Raw genomic sequence first — 18,402 nt, forward strand, 5'->3', positions numbered from 1 at the left:
CGAGCTCCCGCCGGAGCCGGCGGCAACTGCTTCCTCTCACGACCCATCTGATACCTCCGAGTTCGAGGTGTTGCGACGACCAGTTGAATCCGCACTGGATACCACGGTCGGTGTGAGTGGGCGAGTCGACCAAGCTCAGGCCGCGGGCTGAACGGTGCCGAGTGCGGTGCGGCCGGCTTCGGTCAGCACCGCCGGAACCCGTTGACCTACCGCGGCGGGCCGGGCGGGTCGAATCAGTCCGGCTTGCGCCAGGACGTGCGCGGTGTACTGATCACCGCAGGCCAAGCCGTCGATGAACAGATCGGGAACCCGGCTCGCGGTGATCTCGGCGCGTCCGGCGCTCACGGCGCGAAGCAGAGCGAGTGTGCGGTGATTGAAGGGGAGCGCGGTGGTCAACGTTGAACTCCAGTGTGTTGCGCGTGTCACAAACACGACGCGACCCGGCTCAACGGTTCGATTCCGGCGGCTGAACGTTCGAACTGCGCCGTCCCCGTCAGTTCGCGGGCGGAACGCGCGACCCGATCGCTTGCGCGGCGCGGCGAACGTCCGAAGGCAACGCGCTCGACTCGACGTCACGAAGCTCAGCGGTCGCGCCGCTGAGCCCGAGTGAGCCCAGAATCCGTCCCGCGGAGTCGACGATGGGTGCGGCAGTAGCCGTGGTGTCGAACTGTCGCTCGTTCACCGAGATCGCGAAGCCGCGCGTACGGACGTCCTGCAGGTCGGCGAGAACCGCCGAGTGCTCGAGCACCGTGCCGTCGGCGAGCGTGACCGGCGCCAGGTCGGCGGCCGTGGCGTCCAGGTCGGTCTCGGGATCGCACGCCAGGAACACCTTGCCGGCGGCGCCCGGGTACAGCGGGAGCCGCTCGCCGATCGGTAGCGAGTACTGAGGGCGCCGCCCGCCTTCGACCCGATCGATCAGCACCCGGCTGTTCTGCACGCGAACGTAGAGTGATGCGGTCAGCCCGGTCGCGTTCGCCAGCTCTTCGAGGATCGGCCGGGCGATCAGGCGTACCGGGCTGGTCATCGCGAACGCGTGCGCAGTCGAGAGGGCGGCAGGGCCGGCCGTGTAACCGTTGGAGTGCCGACTGGCGTAGCCGTGTTCGGTGAGGACGTTCACGAGGCGCTGGGTGGTGGCGATGTGCAGTCCGGTGCGCTGCGCGAGATCGGTCAGCCGTAGTGGCCGCTGGGCGAGCTCGAGTTCCGACAGGACCTGGAATGCCCGGTGCACCGAGCGCATCGGGTTCTGTTGCGGCTTGGTCATCGCAACGCAGGCTATCACTCTATGAGAATTGTTGCCGTTTGCCGCCCTGGGTATTGACCCGCGTTCGCGCAGCGATTCATACTCTCACGAAATGAAGGTTAATATCATAGAATGAGAATGGCGGCAGGATGCGTGTTGCAGTGCTGGGTTTGGGAGAAGCCGGGGCGGTCTACGCGGCCGGCTTCGCTGCTTCCGGTGCCGACGTCGTGGGTTACGACCCCGCGGACGTGCCGACCCCAGCGAGGGTCGAGCGAGCTTCTGGTGTCGAGGAGGCTGTTCGCGAGGCAGACCTGGTCATCAGCCTGGTGACGGGCGCACTCGCGGTGGAGGTGGCGGACGAGGTCGCTGGGCGGCTCGCCGATTCCGCGCTGTACGCGGACCTCAACGCCGCGGCGCCGGAGCGCATGGAGGCGGTCGCGACGGCCCTCGGCGAGGCGGCGCAGCGATTTGCCGACGTCGCCATCATCGGCTCGGTGAAACAGTTCGGCGCCGAAGCCAGCCTGCTCGTGTCCGGGCCGGCTGCCGAGCCTGTCGCGGCGGCGTTTCGCGACTTGGGTTCTGATGTCGAGGTGGTTGGCGAGCGCCCGGGCACGGCGTCCCGGCGGAAGATACTGCGTTCGGTCTTCATGAAGGGGCTCGGTGCGCTGATCTCCGAAGCCATGGATGCGGGCGCCGCGGCGGACGAGACCGAATGGGTTCGCGCCCAGATCGTGGCCGAGCTTTCCGGCGGGGACACCACGCTGGATCGCCTATACGCGGGGACCCGGAAGCACGCATTGCGCCGCACCCAGGAGGTGGAGGCGGCGGCGCACCTGCTGCATTCGCTCGGCGTGCCGCCTCTGGTCACTACGGGGGTGGTCAACCGGCATCGCCTGCTGAGCCGGGAGGCGGCGGGAGACGTCGAGTCGTTGATCGCCGGCCTGGCCGAGGTTCCGACGCCGGCGATCGGGGACGCGCGGGACCGCCTCGGGTTGGTCGGGCCGCGCATTCGGCCCGTGTGGTCGGGAGCCCGGCTGGCCGGTCGGGCACTGACCGTGCTGACCCGGCCCGGTGACAACAAGGGGGTTCACGAGGCCCTCGCCGTTGCTCGCCCCGGTGACGTCCTGGTGGTGGACGGGGGTGGGTATCCGGGCCGGGCGTTGATCGGTGAGCTGATCGCGCACCGAGCTGTCAACCGCGGGATCCGCGGCATGGTCATTGACGGCGCCGTCCGGGACGCCGACGGCCTCCGGGAGGCCGGCTTCCCGGTGTGGGCGGTGGGCGTGTCACCGGCGGGACCCTACAAGTCGGGCCCCTACCGCATCGGGACGGACGTCTCCATCGCGGGCGCCGTCGTCCACACCGGCGACATCGTCGTTGCTGATGACGACGGCGTCGCCATCGTTCCGCAGGCGGACGCGGTGCGAGTGCTCTCCGACGCGCAAGCCGTCGTCGCCGACGAAGCTGCCCGGTACGAGCGCATCCTCGCCGACCGAGCGTCCTGACGTCCTTGTGTCCAACCCCGCTTCACCGTCGCAGAGGGGATAACCGTGCCAACTGCTCTTGTCGCGCTCGGTGCGTTCATCGTCGTCATCATCGTGCTGAACGTCGTGCTCAAGCGGAACATGGGCGAAGCCATGCTGGTCGGCATGCTCGTCACGGCGATGTTCGCCGGAGCCGACGCGTTTCAGGTCCTTCTCGGCGGCTTGCGGGCTGCGCTCGAGGAGGAAGTGCTGTACGCGGCCATGGCCTTCGTGTTCATGGCCTACGTCGTCGACCGCACCGGACTGATTCACCGGCTGCTGGAGATCCTGAATTCGGTGTTCGGTCGCGTCCGTGGCGGCCCGGCTCTGGTGGACACCGCGGGCTCGGCGATCATGGGTGCCTTCTCCGGGTCGAACTCCGGCAATACCGCCGCTACCGGGGCCTTCACCGGTCCGTGGATGGTTCGCAGCGGGTTCGGGCCGGAGCGCAGCGCCACCATCCTGGCGGGCAACGGAGGCTTCGGGGCAGCGCTCCCGCCGAGTGCCTCCATGGTGATCATGATCGGCTTCGCCGGGCCGCTGGTCACGACCGGCGAAATCTATCTGGCACTGCTCTGCGCCGGCGCGTACCAGCTGTTGTGGCGCATCCTGCTGGTCGGTTTCTTCGTGCGGCGGGACAACATCCAGCGCGCTCCCGACGAGGAGATCAAGTCGCTTCGTCGGGCTCTGCGGGACGGCGGGCCCGCGCTCGTCATCGTGCTCGGCGCGTTCATCCCGATCACCATCACCGTGGGGCCGCTGGCGGAGCTGTTGACCACCTCGAGTCCGCTCGGTGATGCCATCGAGGAGATCTCGATCCTCACGTGGATTCCCGTGCTGGTCACTGCTCTCGCGCTGATCGTCGGGCGCAAGGCGCTGCCCAGCGGAGCGCGCGCCTGGGGGACCTGGATCGCCGATGCGATGCCGCGCTTCACCAGCATCGGTGCACTGCTGTACTTCGCCGTCGCGGCCAGCGAGATCCTGCGCGAGCTCGGCCTGGGCGACGACATCGACGCCATCCTGCGTCATTCGGATCTGAACAAGTACGTGATGGTCGCGCTCGTCGGCGTGCTGGTCGCGGTCGTCGCCGGGCCGTTGTCGTCGACGGCGACACTGACGGCCGTCGGTCAGGTCTCCCTGCTGGCATTGGTGTCCGTCGGTGTCGATCCCGTCCTGGCGATCACGGCGATCCTGGTCTTCGCGTCAACCGAAGGCGCCTCGCCGCCGGCGTCCGGATCCATCTTCGTCGCAGCCGGCTTGACCGGAGCGAAGCCGGAGAAGATCTTCCTGCCGCTGCTCTTCTACTACATGCTGCCCATCCTGCTGATCGGCTGCTTGATCGGCTGGGGCGCCCTTCCCGTCCTGTCCTGACCCGCCGCGACCGAGAGGACTCGTCATGCCCGTGATGTCACGAACCGTTCACAATGTCTGCCGGGCGATGTTCGTCGCCACATTCCTGGTGTTCCTCGCGCTGGCCACAGCTCTGGTCGCCACGCAGCTCGTTGGTGTCGTAGCCATGCAACCCGAGTTGGTCACATGGGCGGCTGATCATCTGTTGGTTCCCAGCATCACCGCCGGAGTCGTCTTCGGGCTCGTGGGGTTCGTCGGCGGCTACCTCATGCCCTCGGGCGAGGGCGACGAGGGATAGGCACGACCGTTGGCGGCGGGAAGCTGAGTCGGCCCGCCGTCCACGGGCGGGACACCTCCTCGCGGCACCGAAACAAGGGGCTCCGGCGATCGACCGTTCGGGCAGGCATCGTAGGCTGCACACCACCACGGGCCGGTAGCTCAGTTGGTTAGAGCAGGGGACTCATAATCCCTTGGCCGCGGGTTCAAGTCCCGCCCGGCCCACCACCCGCGCGGAGTCACCCCGCTTGATCGCCGCGCCGGCCAGCGCGTCACTTGCTGATGCGCTGCCCGGACGAAGCGCAGCCAAGGATCTTGAACATGGTCAGTTGAACTCGCTGTCGTTGATTTCACCCTCGACGTCGCTCCAGCGCTCAGGACAGAACGCCAGCACCGCTGAGCCGCTGAGGTATCCGGCGTTTACTCTGCGGTGATCGCCTCGCACGTAGCGACACTCACGCTGATCGCGCTCCTGGGCGTTGGCGCCGGCGGGCCGACGCGGTTGACGATGACGTCCAGTTGGCTGTGCCCACGTGTTGTCAGACGGGTGCTTCGGCCGAATGCGGAAATGCCGACGTCAAGCAGTCGCGCCAGAACTCCGGCCACGAGAACTTCGTGACCTCGTTCGGCACTCGGTGCGGCTCAATCGGCCGCTGAGCATGGGCGCCGGTCGTGCGCCTTGGGGAGTAAGGCTCATGCACCGGGCTTGGGCCACTTCACGGGACGCGGCACCGTCGAATCTGCTGCCCGCCGTCGCGGTCGCGCACGACGATCCCGCGTGACGCGAGCTCGTCCCGGATCTCGTCCGCGGCCCCCAACCGCTTGTCGTCGAGTGCGCGCCGCCGAGTGCGCAGCAGGGCCTGCACTTCCTCGTCAAGCGCTTCGTCACCGTCGACCCAGGTGGTGAAGTCGTCCTCGAACGGGTCCGACATCCCCAGCCAGCGCAGTCCCGCCGCGGTGGTCGCATCACGGAGTCGCCCGGCAAGTGCGCGCTCCGAGTGAATCCGCAACACCTCGCGGTGAGCGTCGTCAAGGACGACGAACTCGCCGCCGTCCGCGAAGACGCCGGCAACGCGGTTCGCCGGCACGCGCCGGTGCAGATCCACCCGGTGCACGACGATTTCCTCGGGCGTGACGGTGATCGTGCCGTTCTCCCTGTCCCAGTGCCGTCCCACCCAGAGTCCGACCCCGAGCCCGGCAAGCGTCAGGGTCACCAGGGCCCACGCCGGCGGAAGGCTTGCCGCCGCTCGCAACGGCCCCGGCGCGTCACCGACCGCGTCGAGCAGTGCTGACACCAGCGGCCGGATCGCAGCCCCGAGACCGGCACCCAGCAGCGCGCCGACGAGTGCGACGGCGGTGAGCCAGGATCGCGGGATCGTCACTCGAAGATCGGTCACGGGCCACCTCTGTTCTCCGGTGCGAGATACCTGAGCACGGTGCGACGAAGCGCGGGCGCCGGGCAATGGCCGGGACGAGCGTTCAAGTACGCGGCATCCACCACCGACTGCAGCCATGAAGCCGTTTCCCGCGCATCGAGTGATGCGTCGATCTGGCCGGATTCGAGGCCCCGCTCGATGAGCGTCGTCAAACCCTCGTGGATGACCGAGGCCGAGCGTCGGACCACGTCCAACAACTCCGGATCCCGACCGGTGCGGCGCAGTAGCTCGATCAACAGCGCAGGGGCACGTGGGTCCGTCGCATCTTTCGCCAACGACTCGACCACGTCCACGATCGCGCGCACCGCATCGTCCGCATCGGCGTACCTGGCCACAAGGGCCTCGGCCTTTGGGATGTCCTGCTCGAAAAGAGAGCGGAAGAGCGTGGCCTTGTCCCCGAAGTAGTAGAAGACCGTCGCCGGGCTGACCTCCGCTGCGCGGGCCACATCTGCCACGCTCGCGCCCTCGAATCCCCTCATCGCGAACACCTCAGCCGCTTCGGCCAGGATCCGCTCACGCATGCGGGCCACGCGCCCGGGGTCCACCTTCCGCGCCACCGCAGCTCCCAATGATTAACTGATTGATCAGTTAATCATAGTCGGTTGTCCTGCGCGATCGAGAAGCGGGACACGACCTGGTTCGGGCGGTGACTCAGCGGCCCTGCACAGGGGGTGGTCGCCGTGGCTGCGTGGGATACGCGGCCTGCGGCGCACCGGCGGGCATTGCGAGGCAGCACCGAGCACAGTTGGGCGGTCTCAAGGTGTTCATTCAGCACATTGCAGCCGCTCGTGTGGCACATACAGTTCCGCACTCATTCGCCCCAGTCGCTCTCACTGGAGGTGTTCGATGAGCACCGATGATCAGGTTCAGTCCGCCCCCGCCGCCGCAATACCGGTAGGCGCGGTTTTCGCCCGGATGCCGCTCACTGCGGCACACGTCAAAGCAGGCGTTGCCCTCTTCGTGGCATTCGCCATCGAGTCATGGGAGATGTTGAGTCTCACGTACGTCGCCGCGGATCTGCGGCACAGCCTGGACGTCACCAACACCGAACTCGGTCTGGTGATCTCAGCTCTGTTTTTCGGGATGATTCCCGGCACTCTTGTGTGGGGACCCGTTGCCGACCGGATCGGCCGGCAGCGAACGTGCATGTGGAGCTTCGCCAGTTATGGTGTGCTGACGCTGCTCAGCACCGTCGCGCCCGACTATCAGGTCCTGATGGTCACACGGTTGCTGTCCGGCTTCGCTTTCGCGGGCGTCTTCGCGATCACTTTTCCGTACTTCGAGGAGCTGCTTCCGGTTCGGCATCGTGGCCGTGCGGCAGTGTTCCTCGCGGCGGGATGGCCGATCGGGGTGCTGGCGGCTGTTGCCGTTGCCGCGCTCTTCGGTGATCACGGCTGGCGCGCCGTGGTCGCGGTCAGCGCCGCGGCGAGTCTGTGGGCGTTGGTGATCCGCCGGTGGGTTCCGGAATCGCCGTACTGGCTTGCCCAGCAGGGCCGCTCGGACGAGGCACACGACGTGCTGGCTCGCCTCGGCGCCACGGACCTTGACCGCGACCGACAGCTCACCGTGCCCGGTCTCAAAGCCGGCTCCATTCGTGGGTTGCTCACTGGGGCGCTCGGCCGTATCACGATGGTCCAGATCACCGTGAACTTCCTGTTCTCGTGGGGATATTGGGGCCTGCAGACCTGGCTCCCGACGCTGTTGGAGGAGCGCGGTTTGTCCGCGTCGTCGAGCTTGGGCTTCGTGGCGATCAGCGCGGTGTTCATGATTCCTGGCTACATCAGTGCCGCGTGGCTCACCGGCCGGTTCGGACGCAAGAAGGTCTTCGTCGGTTACGTGCTGGCCGCGGCGGCGGGTGGGTTCTATTTCGCGAACGCGAGCACGCTGACCGAACTCTACGTCGGCATTTTCGGCCTGTCCTTTTTCAGCCTCGGGGCATGGGGCGTCTGGGACACCTGGATCGGCGAGCTGTACCCGTCACCGGTACGCGGCGTGGGTTACAGCCTCGGCATCTTCGGTCAGCGCGTTGCGAACACGGTGGCTCCCAGCCTGGTCGGTCTGCTGCTCGCTCATGCCAGCGGCTTCGCCACCACGGTCATCTTCATCGATCTCTTCCTCGTGGTCACGGCTCTGCTCGGGCTGGTCCTGCCGGAAACCGAAGGAAAGGAACTGCAATGACCAAGATTCTTTGGGTGAACCCGCTGTGCACCGACGTACACGATGCGGCTCTGGCTCAGTCGTTCCGACATGCGGTCCGGTCAGACACGTCAGTGGACGTGGTGTCGTTCAGCGGTGAGGGACCGAACCACTTGGAGTACAGCTGCTACGAGGCACTGGTTGCGCCTGACCTGCTGGGTACCGTGCGCTGGGCCGAGGAGTCCGGCTACGACGCCCTGGTCATCGGCTGCTTCTACGACCCGTTCCTGCGAGCCGCGCGTGAGGTGGCCGACCGCATGGTCGTCACTGCTCCGGCAGAGGCATGCCTGGCCATCGCCTCGACCGTCGGGGAGAAGTTCTCGGTGCTCGTCGGTCGGCGCAAGTGGGTCCCGGAGATGACGGAGAACGTGCACAAGTACGGCATGGCCGACAGACTCGGCTCATTCAGAGTGCTCGGCATGGGCGTCAACGACTTTCAGGTCGACCACGACCTGACCGAGCGGCGCATCCTCGAGGAGGCGAGCGCGGCGGTCATCGAAGACGGTGCGGACATAGTCGTGCTGGGATGCACTATCGAGTTCGGCTTCTACCGTCAGGTCCAGGAGAAGGTAGGTGTCCCGGTGATCGATGCGACGGTCGCGCCGCTGAAGTACGCGGAGTTCCTCGCCGACCTGAGCGCACGCTTCGGCTGGAGCCACAGCAAACGGGTCGGTTATGAAGGTCCAACGCGCGGGGACCTCCGGCGGCTCATCCCGGCCGTGGCACCCTCCCGAGTAGTAGCCACGCCGCGCTGACCGGTGCTCCCCGGATCACGTGGCCCGGTTGGACAGGAGGTGGCATGCGCATAGGTGCACGCCTGAGCGGCCGCGTGGTCCGGGGAGTTCTCACCGACGGCCACCGCGTTCTCAGGCAGTCGACGGCCGAGGGTGCCCGTGCGCTGCACACAGTCCTACGCGAACTCGGCGAGCCGGCACCTCGACGAGTGTGTTCGGTAACGCTGGAAGTCAGTGATCTGCTCGTCGAGGCAGTACGTCATCCACGCGCCGATCTGAGTGTTACCCCGGTGTCCGTCCTGCGCGTGCTGCCGCGGACCCCGCAGCACGTGGCACTGACCGACCACCCATCGGCCACGCTGCGCTCGTTCGTGTTGCACAGGGCGACGGTGTGTGGGGGACATGATCTGTTCGGCACACCGCTGGCGCCGCTGGATGTGGCGAGTGCGGTCGAAGCAGCGCGCGAGGCACGCAGACACGGTCTGGGAGCAATCTCGGTGGTCGCGACGGGCGCCGTCGGCGCGCCCGGCCACGAGAGGGCGCTGGCCAAGGCCATCCAGAGCGCCGTTCCGGACATGCGGGTGAGTCTCTCGCACGAGGTCGGTGGCATAGGTTTACTTGTCCGGGAGACAGCAGCGGTGCTGAACGCGGCGCTGATGTCTGCCGTCGGGCGGCTGGTCGATCGAAGCCAGCGCGCCATGCGGCAGCTTGGTGACGTCCCCTGTTGGTTCGCCACCGGCGACGGCGGACGTGTCTCGGCGGAACGCTTGCGTGCCCTGCCCGTGCTCGCGCTCGAAGCCAAGTGGGCGACGACCCTGCTGGGTGCCGCCGTGCTGAACGGTCGCGACAACGCGACGATCGTCGTCGAGGACGGAGCGACCTGCACTATCGGTGAGGTCCGCGACGGGTTAGCCCATGTGGCGGCTGATCGCCAAGGCTCTCTCGGGGTTCGGCTGGCCGCACCGCAACCGGTACTCACCGTCACCGGTGTCAAGGAGTTTCGGTCGTGGCCCGAGCGCTGGCTGCGTGGCTCACCTGACGACTCCCCAGTGATCGTCAGAAACGGCGACCTCGACCTGGCCAGTGTCGGTGCGGCCTGCTGCGAACCGACGTCGTGGGTCGACCACGTGGTGTACGCCGGCTCCACGGACGAACTACGCCAACAGCAACGTGTCACGGAAGATCGCGCCCGCGGGATGGTCGCGACGAGCGACGTCCCGCCGGGTTCCGAGCGCATCGTCGAGTCCAGCGCGACCGCTCTGGCCTACGTGCGCGCAGGTACCTACCGTCTCCGCGTTCGAGCCGCAGCGGGAGGCCGTCGGTGAACGTGGTGACAGCCGAGGACCTGCCGGCTCTGGCCGCGGGTGCGCACCTGCTCGCGTCCGGCGCCGGGCGAACGGACATCGACGGAGTGCTGCACTGGCTTTCCGCGCTGCTCTGCGAGCGCGGTCCGGTTCCGCTGGTCCAGCCCGACGAGCTGCCATCCGACACCGCGTGCGCCGCCATCGGCCTGGTCGGTTCGGTCACCGCGCTGGCCGAGCTGCCCATGGTGGGTGACGAACCGCTCCAGGTGGTCCGGGCTCTGGAGGCCAGACTGGACACGGCACTCGGCGCCGTCGCCGCCCTCGACGCGGCCACCGTCAACGCGCTCACCCCTGTCGCCGCGGCGGCGTCGCTCGGCCTGCCTCTGGTGGATTGTGACGGGATGGGCCGCGTGTTCCCGCTCATTCACCAGACCTCGTTCGCGCTCGCCGGCCGATCGCTCACCCCGCTTGCTGCGGTCGGCGCCACCGCTGACACGTTGGTCCTCGATGCCACCCCGGAGCGAGCCGAAAGATTGCTGCGGGCAGCGGTCAACGTTTCCGGTGGATGGATGCTGACGGCGATATACCCGACCACCGCGGCGCGGTTGCTCTCTGCCGGAATCGTCGGTTCCATCAGCAGGGCGATCGCAGTTGGTCGGGCTTTGCTCGACGCTGCTGACATCGACGACCTCACCATGCGGCTCAAGGCACTGGTCGACAGCAGGGTTCTCGGCACAGGTCGCATCGTCGAGCTCGAACATCGGACCCGGCCTGCGGACATCGGCCATCCGGCGTATCCGTCGAGCATCGTCGTGCGCTCGCGCGCCGAACCGGTACGGTCGATCAGGCTGGAAGCGCAGAACGAGTTGTTGCTCGCCCTGATCGACGGCGCGGTGGCTGCTGCTGTGCCCGACATCATCTGTCTGCTGGATCCGCAGGACGGCCACGTCCTCGACGTGGAGTCGGTGACGCTGGGTACCGAGGTGCAAGTCGTCGTCGTGCCTGCAGCCGACGTGTGGTACACGCCGCAGGGCCTGGATCTGGTCGGTCCTCGCTCTTTCGGCTTTCCCCTCGACGGGACAGGACGACAGGGCGGCCTGAAACCCATGTTCCGCCGAGACAGTCGCCCGCGGCACGACCTGACCGATGCCGTTGCCGACCTCGACCAGGGTGGAAAGGCAGAGGTGGAATGACGGAATCGATCGTGCTCGCCCAGACAGCGCTGACACGCCTCGCTCCATCCCAGCTGTTTCTCATCCGGCTTCCTGTGCAGGGGCCATACCGATGAGCGCATCGCGACTGCCAGAGGTCCTCACGGTCGCTGAACTCGTCCACCACGGGCCGCTGGCGAAGGCCAGGATGCTCGCCGACGTCATCCTGGATGCGCAGGTGCGGTACGTGGTCCTGGTGTCCGACCTGGATCAGACCCTGAGCTGTTTGCCGAACACGGCGATCGTGCTGCACACCCCGGCAGCGCAAGGGGGCTGGGCCCTGGAATCCGCGCTGCGCGCGGCGTGGGAGCGCACCGCGGCCTGCGTGATCGCGCCGGCCGACAGCACCGTCAGCCGGTCCACGATCGCCCTTGCAGAACGATTGAACGTGCCCCTGTTCGTCGTCGAAGGGGACCCCGCACAGCACGCTCTGGAGCTGGCCGCCGCGGTGGCCAGTCCCGGTGCCGCCCGCGCGCGGCTGGCCGCGCGATGTGCTTCGGCGATCAGTGAGCAGACGAGCCTGCGGGGGATCGTCGGTGTGATCAACACCGAGCTTCCGGGCACGTCGGTGGCTCTCGTCGGCGAGGACGGCCAAGTGCTTGCAGGCAAGGCCGCCGCAGTCGGCGGTCAGGTGCGTGTCCCCGTGCTCACCCTCGATGGCAAACCTTGGGCGCATCTCGTCGCACGCTTGTCGGCGCCATCGCCGTCCGGGACGGAGACAGTCACGACGATCCTGCGGCTTGCTCGTGCTCCTCTTGCGGCCAGTGCGGCGAAGCCGAAGCTGGCACTGGCGCGCCGCGGGGCGCAGGAACGCCTGCTGTTGGAGGCGCTGCTGAGTGGCCGGCCGGACGCCGACACCGAACAGGCGGCCCGGGTGCTCGGCTGGCGGTTCGACGAGAGGAACGTCGCCGTCGTCCTGCGGCCGGTAGTGGGCGCGCCTTTGATCGACCCCGACATCGCGACGGCTGGCGTGCTGGCCGGGTGGGGGGAGGTATTCGCCGACCGCCCGCTCGTTCCGCACGGTGATGGATGGGTGAGTTGGTGGAGCGGTCCCGAGCTGACCGCGAACCAGGTGATGAGCCGATTGCGCAGACGGTTGCCCAGAATCCGATGTGCGGTGCCGTTGAGCGCGGGGCTCGGCGAACCTGCGGAGGGGGTCCACGGGCTGCGACGTTCCATGCACGAGGCTGCTCTTGCGTGCGCGGTGGCGATCCGATCGGGTGCCGGCGCTGTCGAGTCCTTCGATGCATTGGGTCCGCGCGTGGTGCTGGCGAGCTTGCGGAACGACGAACTGATCACGGCTGCGCAAACCGCCCTCGCAGTCCTGCTGGATTCGGCTGACGGCGATGTCTTGATCCGAACGCTGTGCGCGGTACTCGACTGCGGGGGTTCCACGACCCAGGCGGCGGCTCGCCTCGGAGTGCACCGCAACACCATCTCCGGCCGCCTGGACCGCATCCGTGCCAGGGGCATCGCGTTCGATGATCCGGATCGCAGGCTTGCGCTCCATGTAGCGTGCTTCGTGCTGCTCGGCGAGCGCGCGGCGGCGCCGCCCGATGGATCGTCGGGCGGCGCCGCGTGAGGCGCTCACGCGGTCAGTCGACGGAATAGACCTGCCGCGCCGCGGCGGCGGAGACGTGCCGGTCGAGCACATCGAGACGCACCGCCTCCGGGTCACGCTCGGCCGGGTCGCCGAATCCGCCGCCACCACCGGTGTGGCAGCGGACTACGTCACCCTTGCGCAACTGCATGCCGTTGCACTTGAGCAGCCTGCGTTCGTTCGGCCGACCGGGGTTGACAATCACCTCCGGCGGGGTGGCATCCGCCCCGCCGAACAGTCCCCAAGCAGGTGTGAGCGAGCGCTCGAACCACAGTGAAACCGTGCAGTCGGCCAGTGCTTCGTACTCGCGGATCACCCCATTGCCGCCGCGCCACTTGCCGGCCCCACCGGAGTCGGGCCGAAACCCGTACTCGGTGATCCGGAACGGGAACCGGGTCTCGAACACTTCGGTCGGGATGTCCTTCAGCGACCCGTTCACATTGTTGATGAGTGCGCTTTCGCCGTCGGAGCCCTCCCACGCGCCCCAGCCGCCCAGTGTGGCCTCGAGGCTGACGTAGTCGCGTTTGGTTCGCGGGTCCTGCCCGGCGACCAGCACGATCATCGAGTCGCCGTGGCTTGCGGCCGCGACCTTGTCCGGCAGGGCGGGCGCGAGCGCCTTGGCCACCAGGTCGATCAGCAAGCCAAGATGGGAGAAGTACCACTGGCAAGCGGCGGGCGGCTTCGCCCCGAACACCGAACCTTCGCGGACCTGTACCGACATCGGCCGAAACGAGCCCCCGTTGCCGGGCACGTCCGGGCTGACCAAAAGCTTGTACCCGACCCGGCACGCGGAGACCGTCTGCGACGTGCCGCAGTTGACCGGGCCGACCGTCTGGTCCGCGGATTCGGTGACGTCGAAGTCGATGTCCTCTCCGGACACCGTGATCTTCAGCTTCACCGGTATCGGCGTATTCAGGTCGACGCCGTCGTTGTCGAGGAAGCCTTCCGCCTCGTACACGCCGTCCGGGATCTTGCGGATGACATCGCGCTCCAGCTGTTCGGTCTGCGCGAAGATGTCGTCCCTGGCGGCCCGCAAGGTCTCGAGACCCCACCTGCGGACGATCTCCTCCAGTCGTTGCTGTCCCATCTTGATACAGGCGATCATGCCGCGCATGTCGCCCAACGTCGGGTACGGCAGGCGCACGTTGGTGGAGATCGTGTCGACGACCTGATGCACCTCACGGCCGCCCTCGACGAGCTTCTGGGGGCCGAGGCGCAGTCCCTCCTGGAAGATCGACGTCGAGTCCATCGAACCACCGGGATCCTTGGAACCGACGTCGATCCAGTGGGCACGTGAGGCGGTGAAGCCGACGAGCTCGTAGTCGACGAACACCGGCCCGAAGATGGTGACGTCGTTGAGGTGCGTGCCACCGAGGTAGCTGTCGTTGAGGATCCACACGTCGCCGGGCTGCCACACGTCACGTCCGAACCGTTCCTCGGTCGCCCGGGTGCAGGTCTCCAGGTTGCCCAGGAAGATCGGCAGACCTGCGGACTGACCGAGCACCTGGTGCTGGTCGTCCAGCAGCGCGACGACGCAGTCACCACACTCGTAGATCAGCGGCGTGTACGCCGACCTGATGAGGATCGCGTTCATGTCGTCGGCAGCGGACTTCAGGGCGTTGCGGATGATCTCGACGACGACCGGGTCGATGGACTTGTTGGCGCTCATCACTGCTCCTTGCTCCGGATGACGAGAGAACCGATCTCGTCGACGGTGACCTGGTGGCCAGGGGGCACGACGGTGGTCGCGGTACTTTCCAGCACGATCGCCGGACCGTCGAAGTGGTGGCCGGGACGAAGATCGTCCCGCCGGACCAGCACGGTCGACCGCTCCGTGCGGTCGAAGACCGCCGTCCTGGTCTCGTGCGGAAACTCCTCGCCCGCCCTGGCCGCGATGCGCTCGGTCTCCGCCTGTCCCAGGTCGCCGAGGGCGATGGTGCGCAGCGTGACGAACTCGATGGGAGCGCCGAGATTCGCGTGCCCGTAGCGGGACTCGTGTTGCTCGGCGAATCGCTTCGAGATCAACTCGAGGAAGTCTTCGCGTTGCGGTTCGTCAACGTCGAGCACTGGCACTGTCAGCGTGTACTCCTGCTCGACGTAGCGCACGTCGACGGCGTGGGCAGTGCGCCTGCGGTCGGCGGGCACACCCTCGTGGGCCAGCGACTCCATCGCGGTCCGCTCCATGGCAGCGAACTTGGCGGCCATGGCCGTGCGGTCGAGGTCGACGTCGACGAAGAAGTACGGTTCGGAAAAATCCTTGCGGATCTCGGTCTGCAGCATGCCCCACGCGGAGAAGGCGCCGGGGAATCGCGGCACGATCACTTCAGAGATACCCAGTTCCTCGGCAAGGAATACCGCGTGCATCGGTCCCGCGCCGCCGAAGGCGACCAGCGTGAACTCACGCGGTTCGATTCCGCGCGACACGGTGATGGTGCGAATCGCCTGGGCCATCTTGGCGTTGGCGACGTCGCAGATTCCTTCCGCGGTCTGAATGATGTCCAGGCCGAGCTCTTGGCCGAGGCAGCCGAGGGCGGTCTTGGCTCGCTGGACATCCAGGTTGAATTGCCCGCCCGCGAACCAGTCCGCGTCGACCCGGCCGAGGATCAGGTTTGCATCGGTCACGGTGGGTTGTTCGCCACCCCGGCCGTAGCAGGCGGGACCGGGATCGGCCCCCGCCGACTGCGGGCCGACCCGGAGGCCGCCCGCCTCGGTCCACGCGATCGATCCGCCGCCCGCGCCGATGGTGTGGATGTCGACCACGCTCATCAACATCGGTAGGCCTTCCAACGAGGCCTCGGGGGAGATCACCGGCTCACCGTCCACCACAAGAGAAACGTCGAACGAGGTGCCGCCCATGTCGACGCAGATGAGGTTGGGTGTGCCGAGCGTCCTGGCGAGCGCGGTGCCGCCCATCGTGCCGCCCACCGGTCCGGACAGCAGAGTCTGGAGCGGTCGCTTTTGTGCCGACTCGGCGGTCAGGATGCCCCCGGAAGACTGCATGACATGCAGCGGGACGGTGATTTCCTGCTCGTCCAGGCTTTGCTCGAGCTTGCTGAGATAGCGACGTACCACGGGGCCGGTGTAGGCCTCGATCACGGCCGACGAGGTGCGTTCGTATTCCCGCCATTCCTTGGCGGCCTCGTGCGACAGCGAGATGGTGACGTCCGACCCGAGTTCCTCGGTGAGGATCTCCCAGGTACGCAGCTCGTGCACCGGATTCTTGTAGCTGAACAGGTAGGCGACGGCGATCGCGCCGAATCCTTCGTCCGCGAACCGCTTGGCCGCGGCCCGGACGGCGGCTTCGTCCAGCGGTTCCAATTCGACTCCCTCGGAGTCGAACCGGCCGCCCACCGGCACGATGTCTCGTAGCGGGAGCAGCGGTTCCGGCTTGCGATAGTGCAGGTCGTACAGCCGAGTCCGGGGGCCCCGCGCGATGTGGTAGGTGTCGCTGGCGCCTGCGGTGGCCAGCAGCAGGACCTTGACCCCGCGACGTTCCAGCATGGCGTTCAGTCCCTGCGTGGTGCCGTGCACCAGGAACGAGATGTCACTCGGCGAGCGCACAAGCGATCCGAGGGCGTTCAGCACCCCTTCGGTCAGGTCCTCCGGAGTGGTGGAGGATTTGCCGGCGTGGAAGATGCCGCCGCTCTCGTCGTAGGCGACGACATCGGTGAACGTGCCTCCGATGTCCATGGAGACGCGGTATCGGCCCATCAGCGAGCTCCTCTCAGCAACGAACGTGGGCGGTACGCTAAGACCCCGGTGTCCCGCGCGGGTGTGCAGCGCGAACAGCGAAGGCGGGAGAGCATGTGCTCGGTGCATCCCGGCCTCGGATGACGTCGACGCCCGCTCGGTCACGTCGGAAAAAGCGCGGATGTCGGTGCCATGGGGAGGTTTCACGGACCCAGGAGGAGCACTGCATGCGCTCGCCATGCGACGTGCACGAGTGGTGCGGTTGTGGAGCTGGCGTCAACCGAGACTGCAGGCTGTCGTGCGTGCGACTCGCGAGCTCGCGAGGAGGCCTGCTTTCGGTGTGCTCGATGGCAGCAGCGTGAGGTGGGCGGGAGGGGGAGGCGACCATGCCGAGCGGGAGCTCAGCACGCTCCGGTACGGGGCGGACGGGCGGGCCTCATCAGGACGATGCCCCCACCAACCCTTTTATCGGGGGAGGGCCTGGCCGAGAAAGTCGATCAGCGTGCGGGAGGCCACCGCGTACGCGTCTCTCTCACCCAGCCGGTCTACCAGCAGTGGTCCGAGGGTGGCCAGATCAGCCGGCCTCCGTAGGCCCTCGACCAGCGGCAGCGCGGTGAGATCCACCAAAGCGCCTTGCAGGATCGGGTCGACAGCTCTGGCGACGTCGTCGAGGAAGTCCGGACCCAGGGCAACGTGCTCGGATCCGACAAGCTCGACCGCGTGCGCCACATGATTGACGTAGTGTCGAAGTTCCGGTTTGTCGTGCAGGAACGGCCCGAAGGCGTTGATCCCGACGAACCCGCCCGACGCGGCGATTGCACGAATTTGCTCGTCGGTCAGGTTGCGCGGATGGTCATGTACTGCGCGGCACGAGGAATGCGATGCGACGAATGGTCGCCGCGCGATCTCGGCGACGTGCCAGAAACCGGCCAGTGACAGGTGGCTCACATCCAGCACCACACCGAGCCGCTCCATCTCGGCCACCGCTTCCATACCGAGCGCGGTCAGCCTGCCGCCGGTGTCGTGCTCGCCGACCCCGTCGGCCAGCATGGTCCGGCGGTTCCAGGTCAGCGACGCCATTCTTACCCCGGACCGCCAGAATACGTCGAGCATGGCTAGATCGTTGCCGACCGGTTCGGCCCCCTCGATCGCCAGCAGCAGCGCGATGCGACCCTGTTCGAGCGCACGGAACAATGCGCCGGAAGTCTCCACGATCACCACGTCGTTGCTGTGCATCTCGGCCAGCAGACGGGCTTCCTCGAGCAGCAGCAGCGCGCGACGTAGTGCGCCTTCGCCCACGAACTGTTCCTCGGTGTACACCGGCAGGACCTGGAGGATGACGCCGCCTTCGCGCAATTGGGGCAACCAGAAGTCGCCGAACGGGTCCCGGTGTCCCCGCTCTCGCAGGTGTCGCACTGCCATGAGCAGATCGTCGTGGCAGTCCGCCATCGGGATCATGAAACCGCTCCCAACGCCGATTGGAGTGCGGCACCGTCGTAGTAGAGGAACGCCAGCGCGATGCGTCCTTCTCGAACGGTCACGATCGAACAACCGTGGACGTCCAGTGGTTCTACGGCCGGCTCCACCGGCGTGCCGCGCATTCTCCACCGGATGCTGGCGCGGTCACCGCTGACCATGACGTCGATGACTTCGCGGTGATAGTCAGGGTACCGGCGCAACAGTTCGGCGTTGGCCGCCCTGTCGTCGTCGGGCGAGGACAGGGCAGGGCGGCCGTTGATCTCGACGGTGAGGTTCGGGGCGAGCAGGGCTGCGGCCGCCTCGACGTCGTGGTCGTTCTCGGCGTCGTTGTAAGCGAGGTAGACCCGCTCCGGATCGATCATG

16 protein-coding genes and 1 tRNA gene are annotated in these 18,402 nt (G+C 67.3%); 9 read left to right on the forward strand and 8 right to left on the reverse strand.

Annotated elements, in window-relative coordinates:
- Window positions 1–135 precede the first annotated feature (135 nt).
- Both YWM_RS0114645 and YWM_RS0114650 read right to left on the reverse strand, forming a co-directional pair.
- Window positions 136–396 (reverse strand): hypothetical protein, encoded by a 261-nt coding sequence (locus YWM_RS0114645; RefSeq protein WP_028851354.1) that lies wholly within the window; start codon window positions 394–396, stop codon window positions 136–138.
- A gap of 97 nt (window positions 397–493) precedes the next feature.
- Window positions 494–1,261, reverse strand: coding sequence for an IclR family transcriptional regulator (locus YWM_RS0114650; RefSeq protein ID WP_028851355.1), 768 nt, complete (start codon window positions 1,259–1,261; stop codon window positions 494–496).
- 128 nt (window positions 1,262–1,389) lie between these two features.
- On the opposite strand from YWM_RS0114650, the gene YWM_RS0114655 reads away from it, so the two are divergent.
- The 4 genes from YWM_RS0114655 (at window position 1,390) to YWM_RS0114670 (ending at window position 4,617) form a co-directional block, all read left to right on the forward strand.
- Window positions 1,390–2,745, forward strand: a complete 1,356-nt coding sequence (locus YWM_RS0114655; protein WP_028851356.1) for an RraA family protein — start codon at window positions 1,390–1,392, stop codon at window positions 2,743–2,745.
- A 45-nt stretch (window positions 2,746–2,790) separates the two neighbouring features.
- Complete coding sequence (locus YWM_RS0114660; RefSeq protein ID WP_028851357.1) at window positions 2,791–4,134, forward strand: TRAP transporter large permease subunit; 1,344 nt, start codon at window positions 2,791–2,793, stop codon at window positions 4,132–4,134.
- Between the two features lie 34 nt (window positions 4,135–4,168).
- A complete protein-coding gene (locus YWM_RS0114665; protein ID WP_043661183.1) occupies window positions 4,169–4,411 on the forward strand; it encodes a hypothetical protein in 243 nt (80 codons plus the stop codon).
- Between the two features lie 129 nt (window positions 4,412–4,540).
- Window positions 4,541–4,617, forward strand: a tRNA-Ile gene (locus tag YWM_RS0114670).
- Between the two features lie 488 nt (window positions 4,618–5,105).
- On the opposite strand, the gene YWM_RS0114680 is transcribed toward YWM_RS0114670, so the two are convergent.
- Window positions 5,106–5,786 carry a YqeB family protein gene (locus YWM_RS0114680; protein WP_028851359.1) on the reverse strand — a complete coding sequence of 227 codons (681 nt, stop codon included), beginning with the start codon at window positions 5,784–5,786 and terminating at the stop codon, window positions 5,106–5,108.
- Window positions 5,783–6,382 carry a TetR/AcrR family transcriptional regulator gene (locus YWM_RS0114685; RefSeq protein ID WP_028851360.1) on the reverse strand — a complete coding sequence of 200 codons (600 nt, stop codon included), beginning with the start codon at window positions 6,380–6,382 and terminating at the stop codon, window positions 5,783–5,785. Before YWM_RS0114685 ends, YWM_RS0114680 begins: the two co-directional genes overlap by 4 nt.
- A 289-nt stretch (window positions 6,383–6,671) precedes the next feature.
- Here YWM_RS0114685 and YWM_RS0114690 point away from each other — a divergent pair, with 289 nt between their 5' ends.
- The 5 genes from YWM_RS0114690 to YWM_RS0114715 all read left to right on the forward strand — a co-directional run bounded on the left by YWM_RS0114690 (window position 6,672) and on the right by YWM_RS0114715 (window position 12,852).
- The gene (locus YWM_RS0114690) at window positions 6,672–8,003 is read left to right on the forward strand and encodes an MFS transporter (protein ID WP_028851361.1); all 1,332 of its coding nucleotides are present in this window, start codon (window positions 6,672–6,674) and stop codon (window positions 8,001–8,003) included.
- Complete coding sequence (locus YWM_RS23795; RefSeq protein WP_052344922.1) at window positions 8,000–8,776, forward strand: aspartate/glutamate racemase family protein; 777 nt, start codon at window positions 8,000–8,002, stop codon at window positions 8,774–8,776. The genes YWM_RS0114690 and YWM_RS23795 overlap by 4 nt, the downstream gene beginning before the upstream one ends.
- Window positions 8,777–9,330: 554 nt before the next feature.
- Complete coding sequence (locus YWM_RS26655) at window positions 9,331–10,080, forward strand: hydantoinase/oxoprolinase family protein (RefSeq protein ID WP_211232508.1); 750 nt, start codon at window positions 9,331–9,333, stop codon at window positions 10,078–10,080.
- Window positions 10,077–11,252: a DUF917 domain-containing protein gene (locus tag YWM_RS23800; RefSeq protein ID WP_052344923.1), complete on the forward strand. Its 1,176-nt coding sequence runs from the start codon at window positions 10,077–10,079 to the stop codon at window positions 11,250–11,252. Before YWM_RS26655 ends, YWM_RS23800 begins: the two co-directional genes overlap by 4 nt.
- A 166-nt stretch (window positions 11,253–11,418) precedes the next feature.
- On the forward strand, window positions 11,419–12,852 hold the full coding sequence (locus YWM_RS0114715) for a PucR family transcriptional regulator (protein WP_245566049.1): 1,434 nt from the start codon (window positions 11,419–11,421) through the stop codon (window positions 12,850–12,852).
- A 13-nt stretch (window positions 12,853–12,865) separates the two neighbouring features.
- Here the strand turns inward: YWM_RS0114715 and YWM_RS0114720 are convergent, their stop codons facing one another.
- The 4 genes from YWM_RS0114720 to YWM_RS0114735 all read right to left on the reverse strand — a co-directional run bounded on the left by YWM_RS0114720 (window position 12,866) and on the right by YWM_RS0114735 (window position 18,401).
- Window positions 12,866–14,539 (reverse strand): hydantoinase B/oxoprolinase family protein, encoded by a 1,674-nt coding sequence (locus tag YWM_RS0114720; protein ID WP_028851364.1) that lies wholly within the window; start codon window positions 14,537–14,539, stop codon window positions 12,866–12,868.
- Window positions 14,539–16,581 (reverse strand): hydantoinase/oxoprolinase family protein, encoded by a 2,043-nt coding sequence (locus YWM_RS0114725; protein ID WP_028851365.1) that lies wholly within the window; start codon window positions 16,579–16,581, stop codon window positions 14,539–14,541. Before YWM_RS0114725 ends, YWM_RS0114720 begins: the two co-directional genes overlap by 1 nt.
- Before the next feature lie 444 nt (window positions 16,582–17,025).
- Window positions 17,026–18,018: a membrane dipeptidase gene (locus YWM_RS0114730; RefSeq protein ID WP_028851366.1), complete on the reverse strand. Its 993-nt coding sequence runs from the start codon at window positions 18,016–18,018 to the stop codon at window positions 17,026–17,028.
- Window positions 18,015–18,401 carry an ester cyclase gene (locus YWM_RS0114735; RefSeq protein WP_028851367.1) on the reverse strand — a complete coding sequence of 129 codons (387 nt, stop codon included), beginning with the start codon at window positions 18,399–18,401 and terminating at the stop codon, window positions 18,015–18,017. Before YWM_RS0114735 ends, YWM_RS0114730 begins: the two co-directional genes overlap by 4 nt.
- Window position 18,402 lies beyond the last annotated feature (1 nt).

Origin of the sequence: Thermocrispum municipale DSM 44069 (assembly GCF_000427825.1) — a bacterium.
GTDB classification, from domain to species: domain Bacteria; phylum Actinomycetota; class Actinomycetes; order Mycobacteriales; family Pseudonocardiaceae; genus Thermocrispum; species Thermocrispum municipale.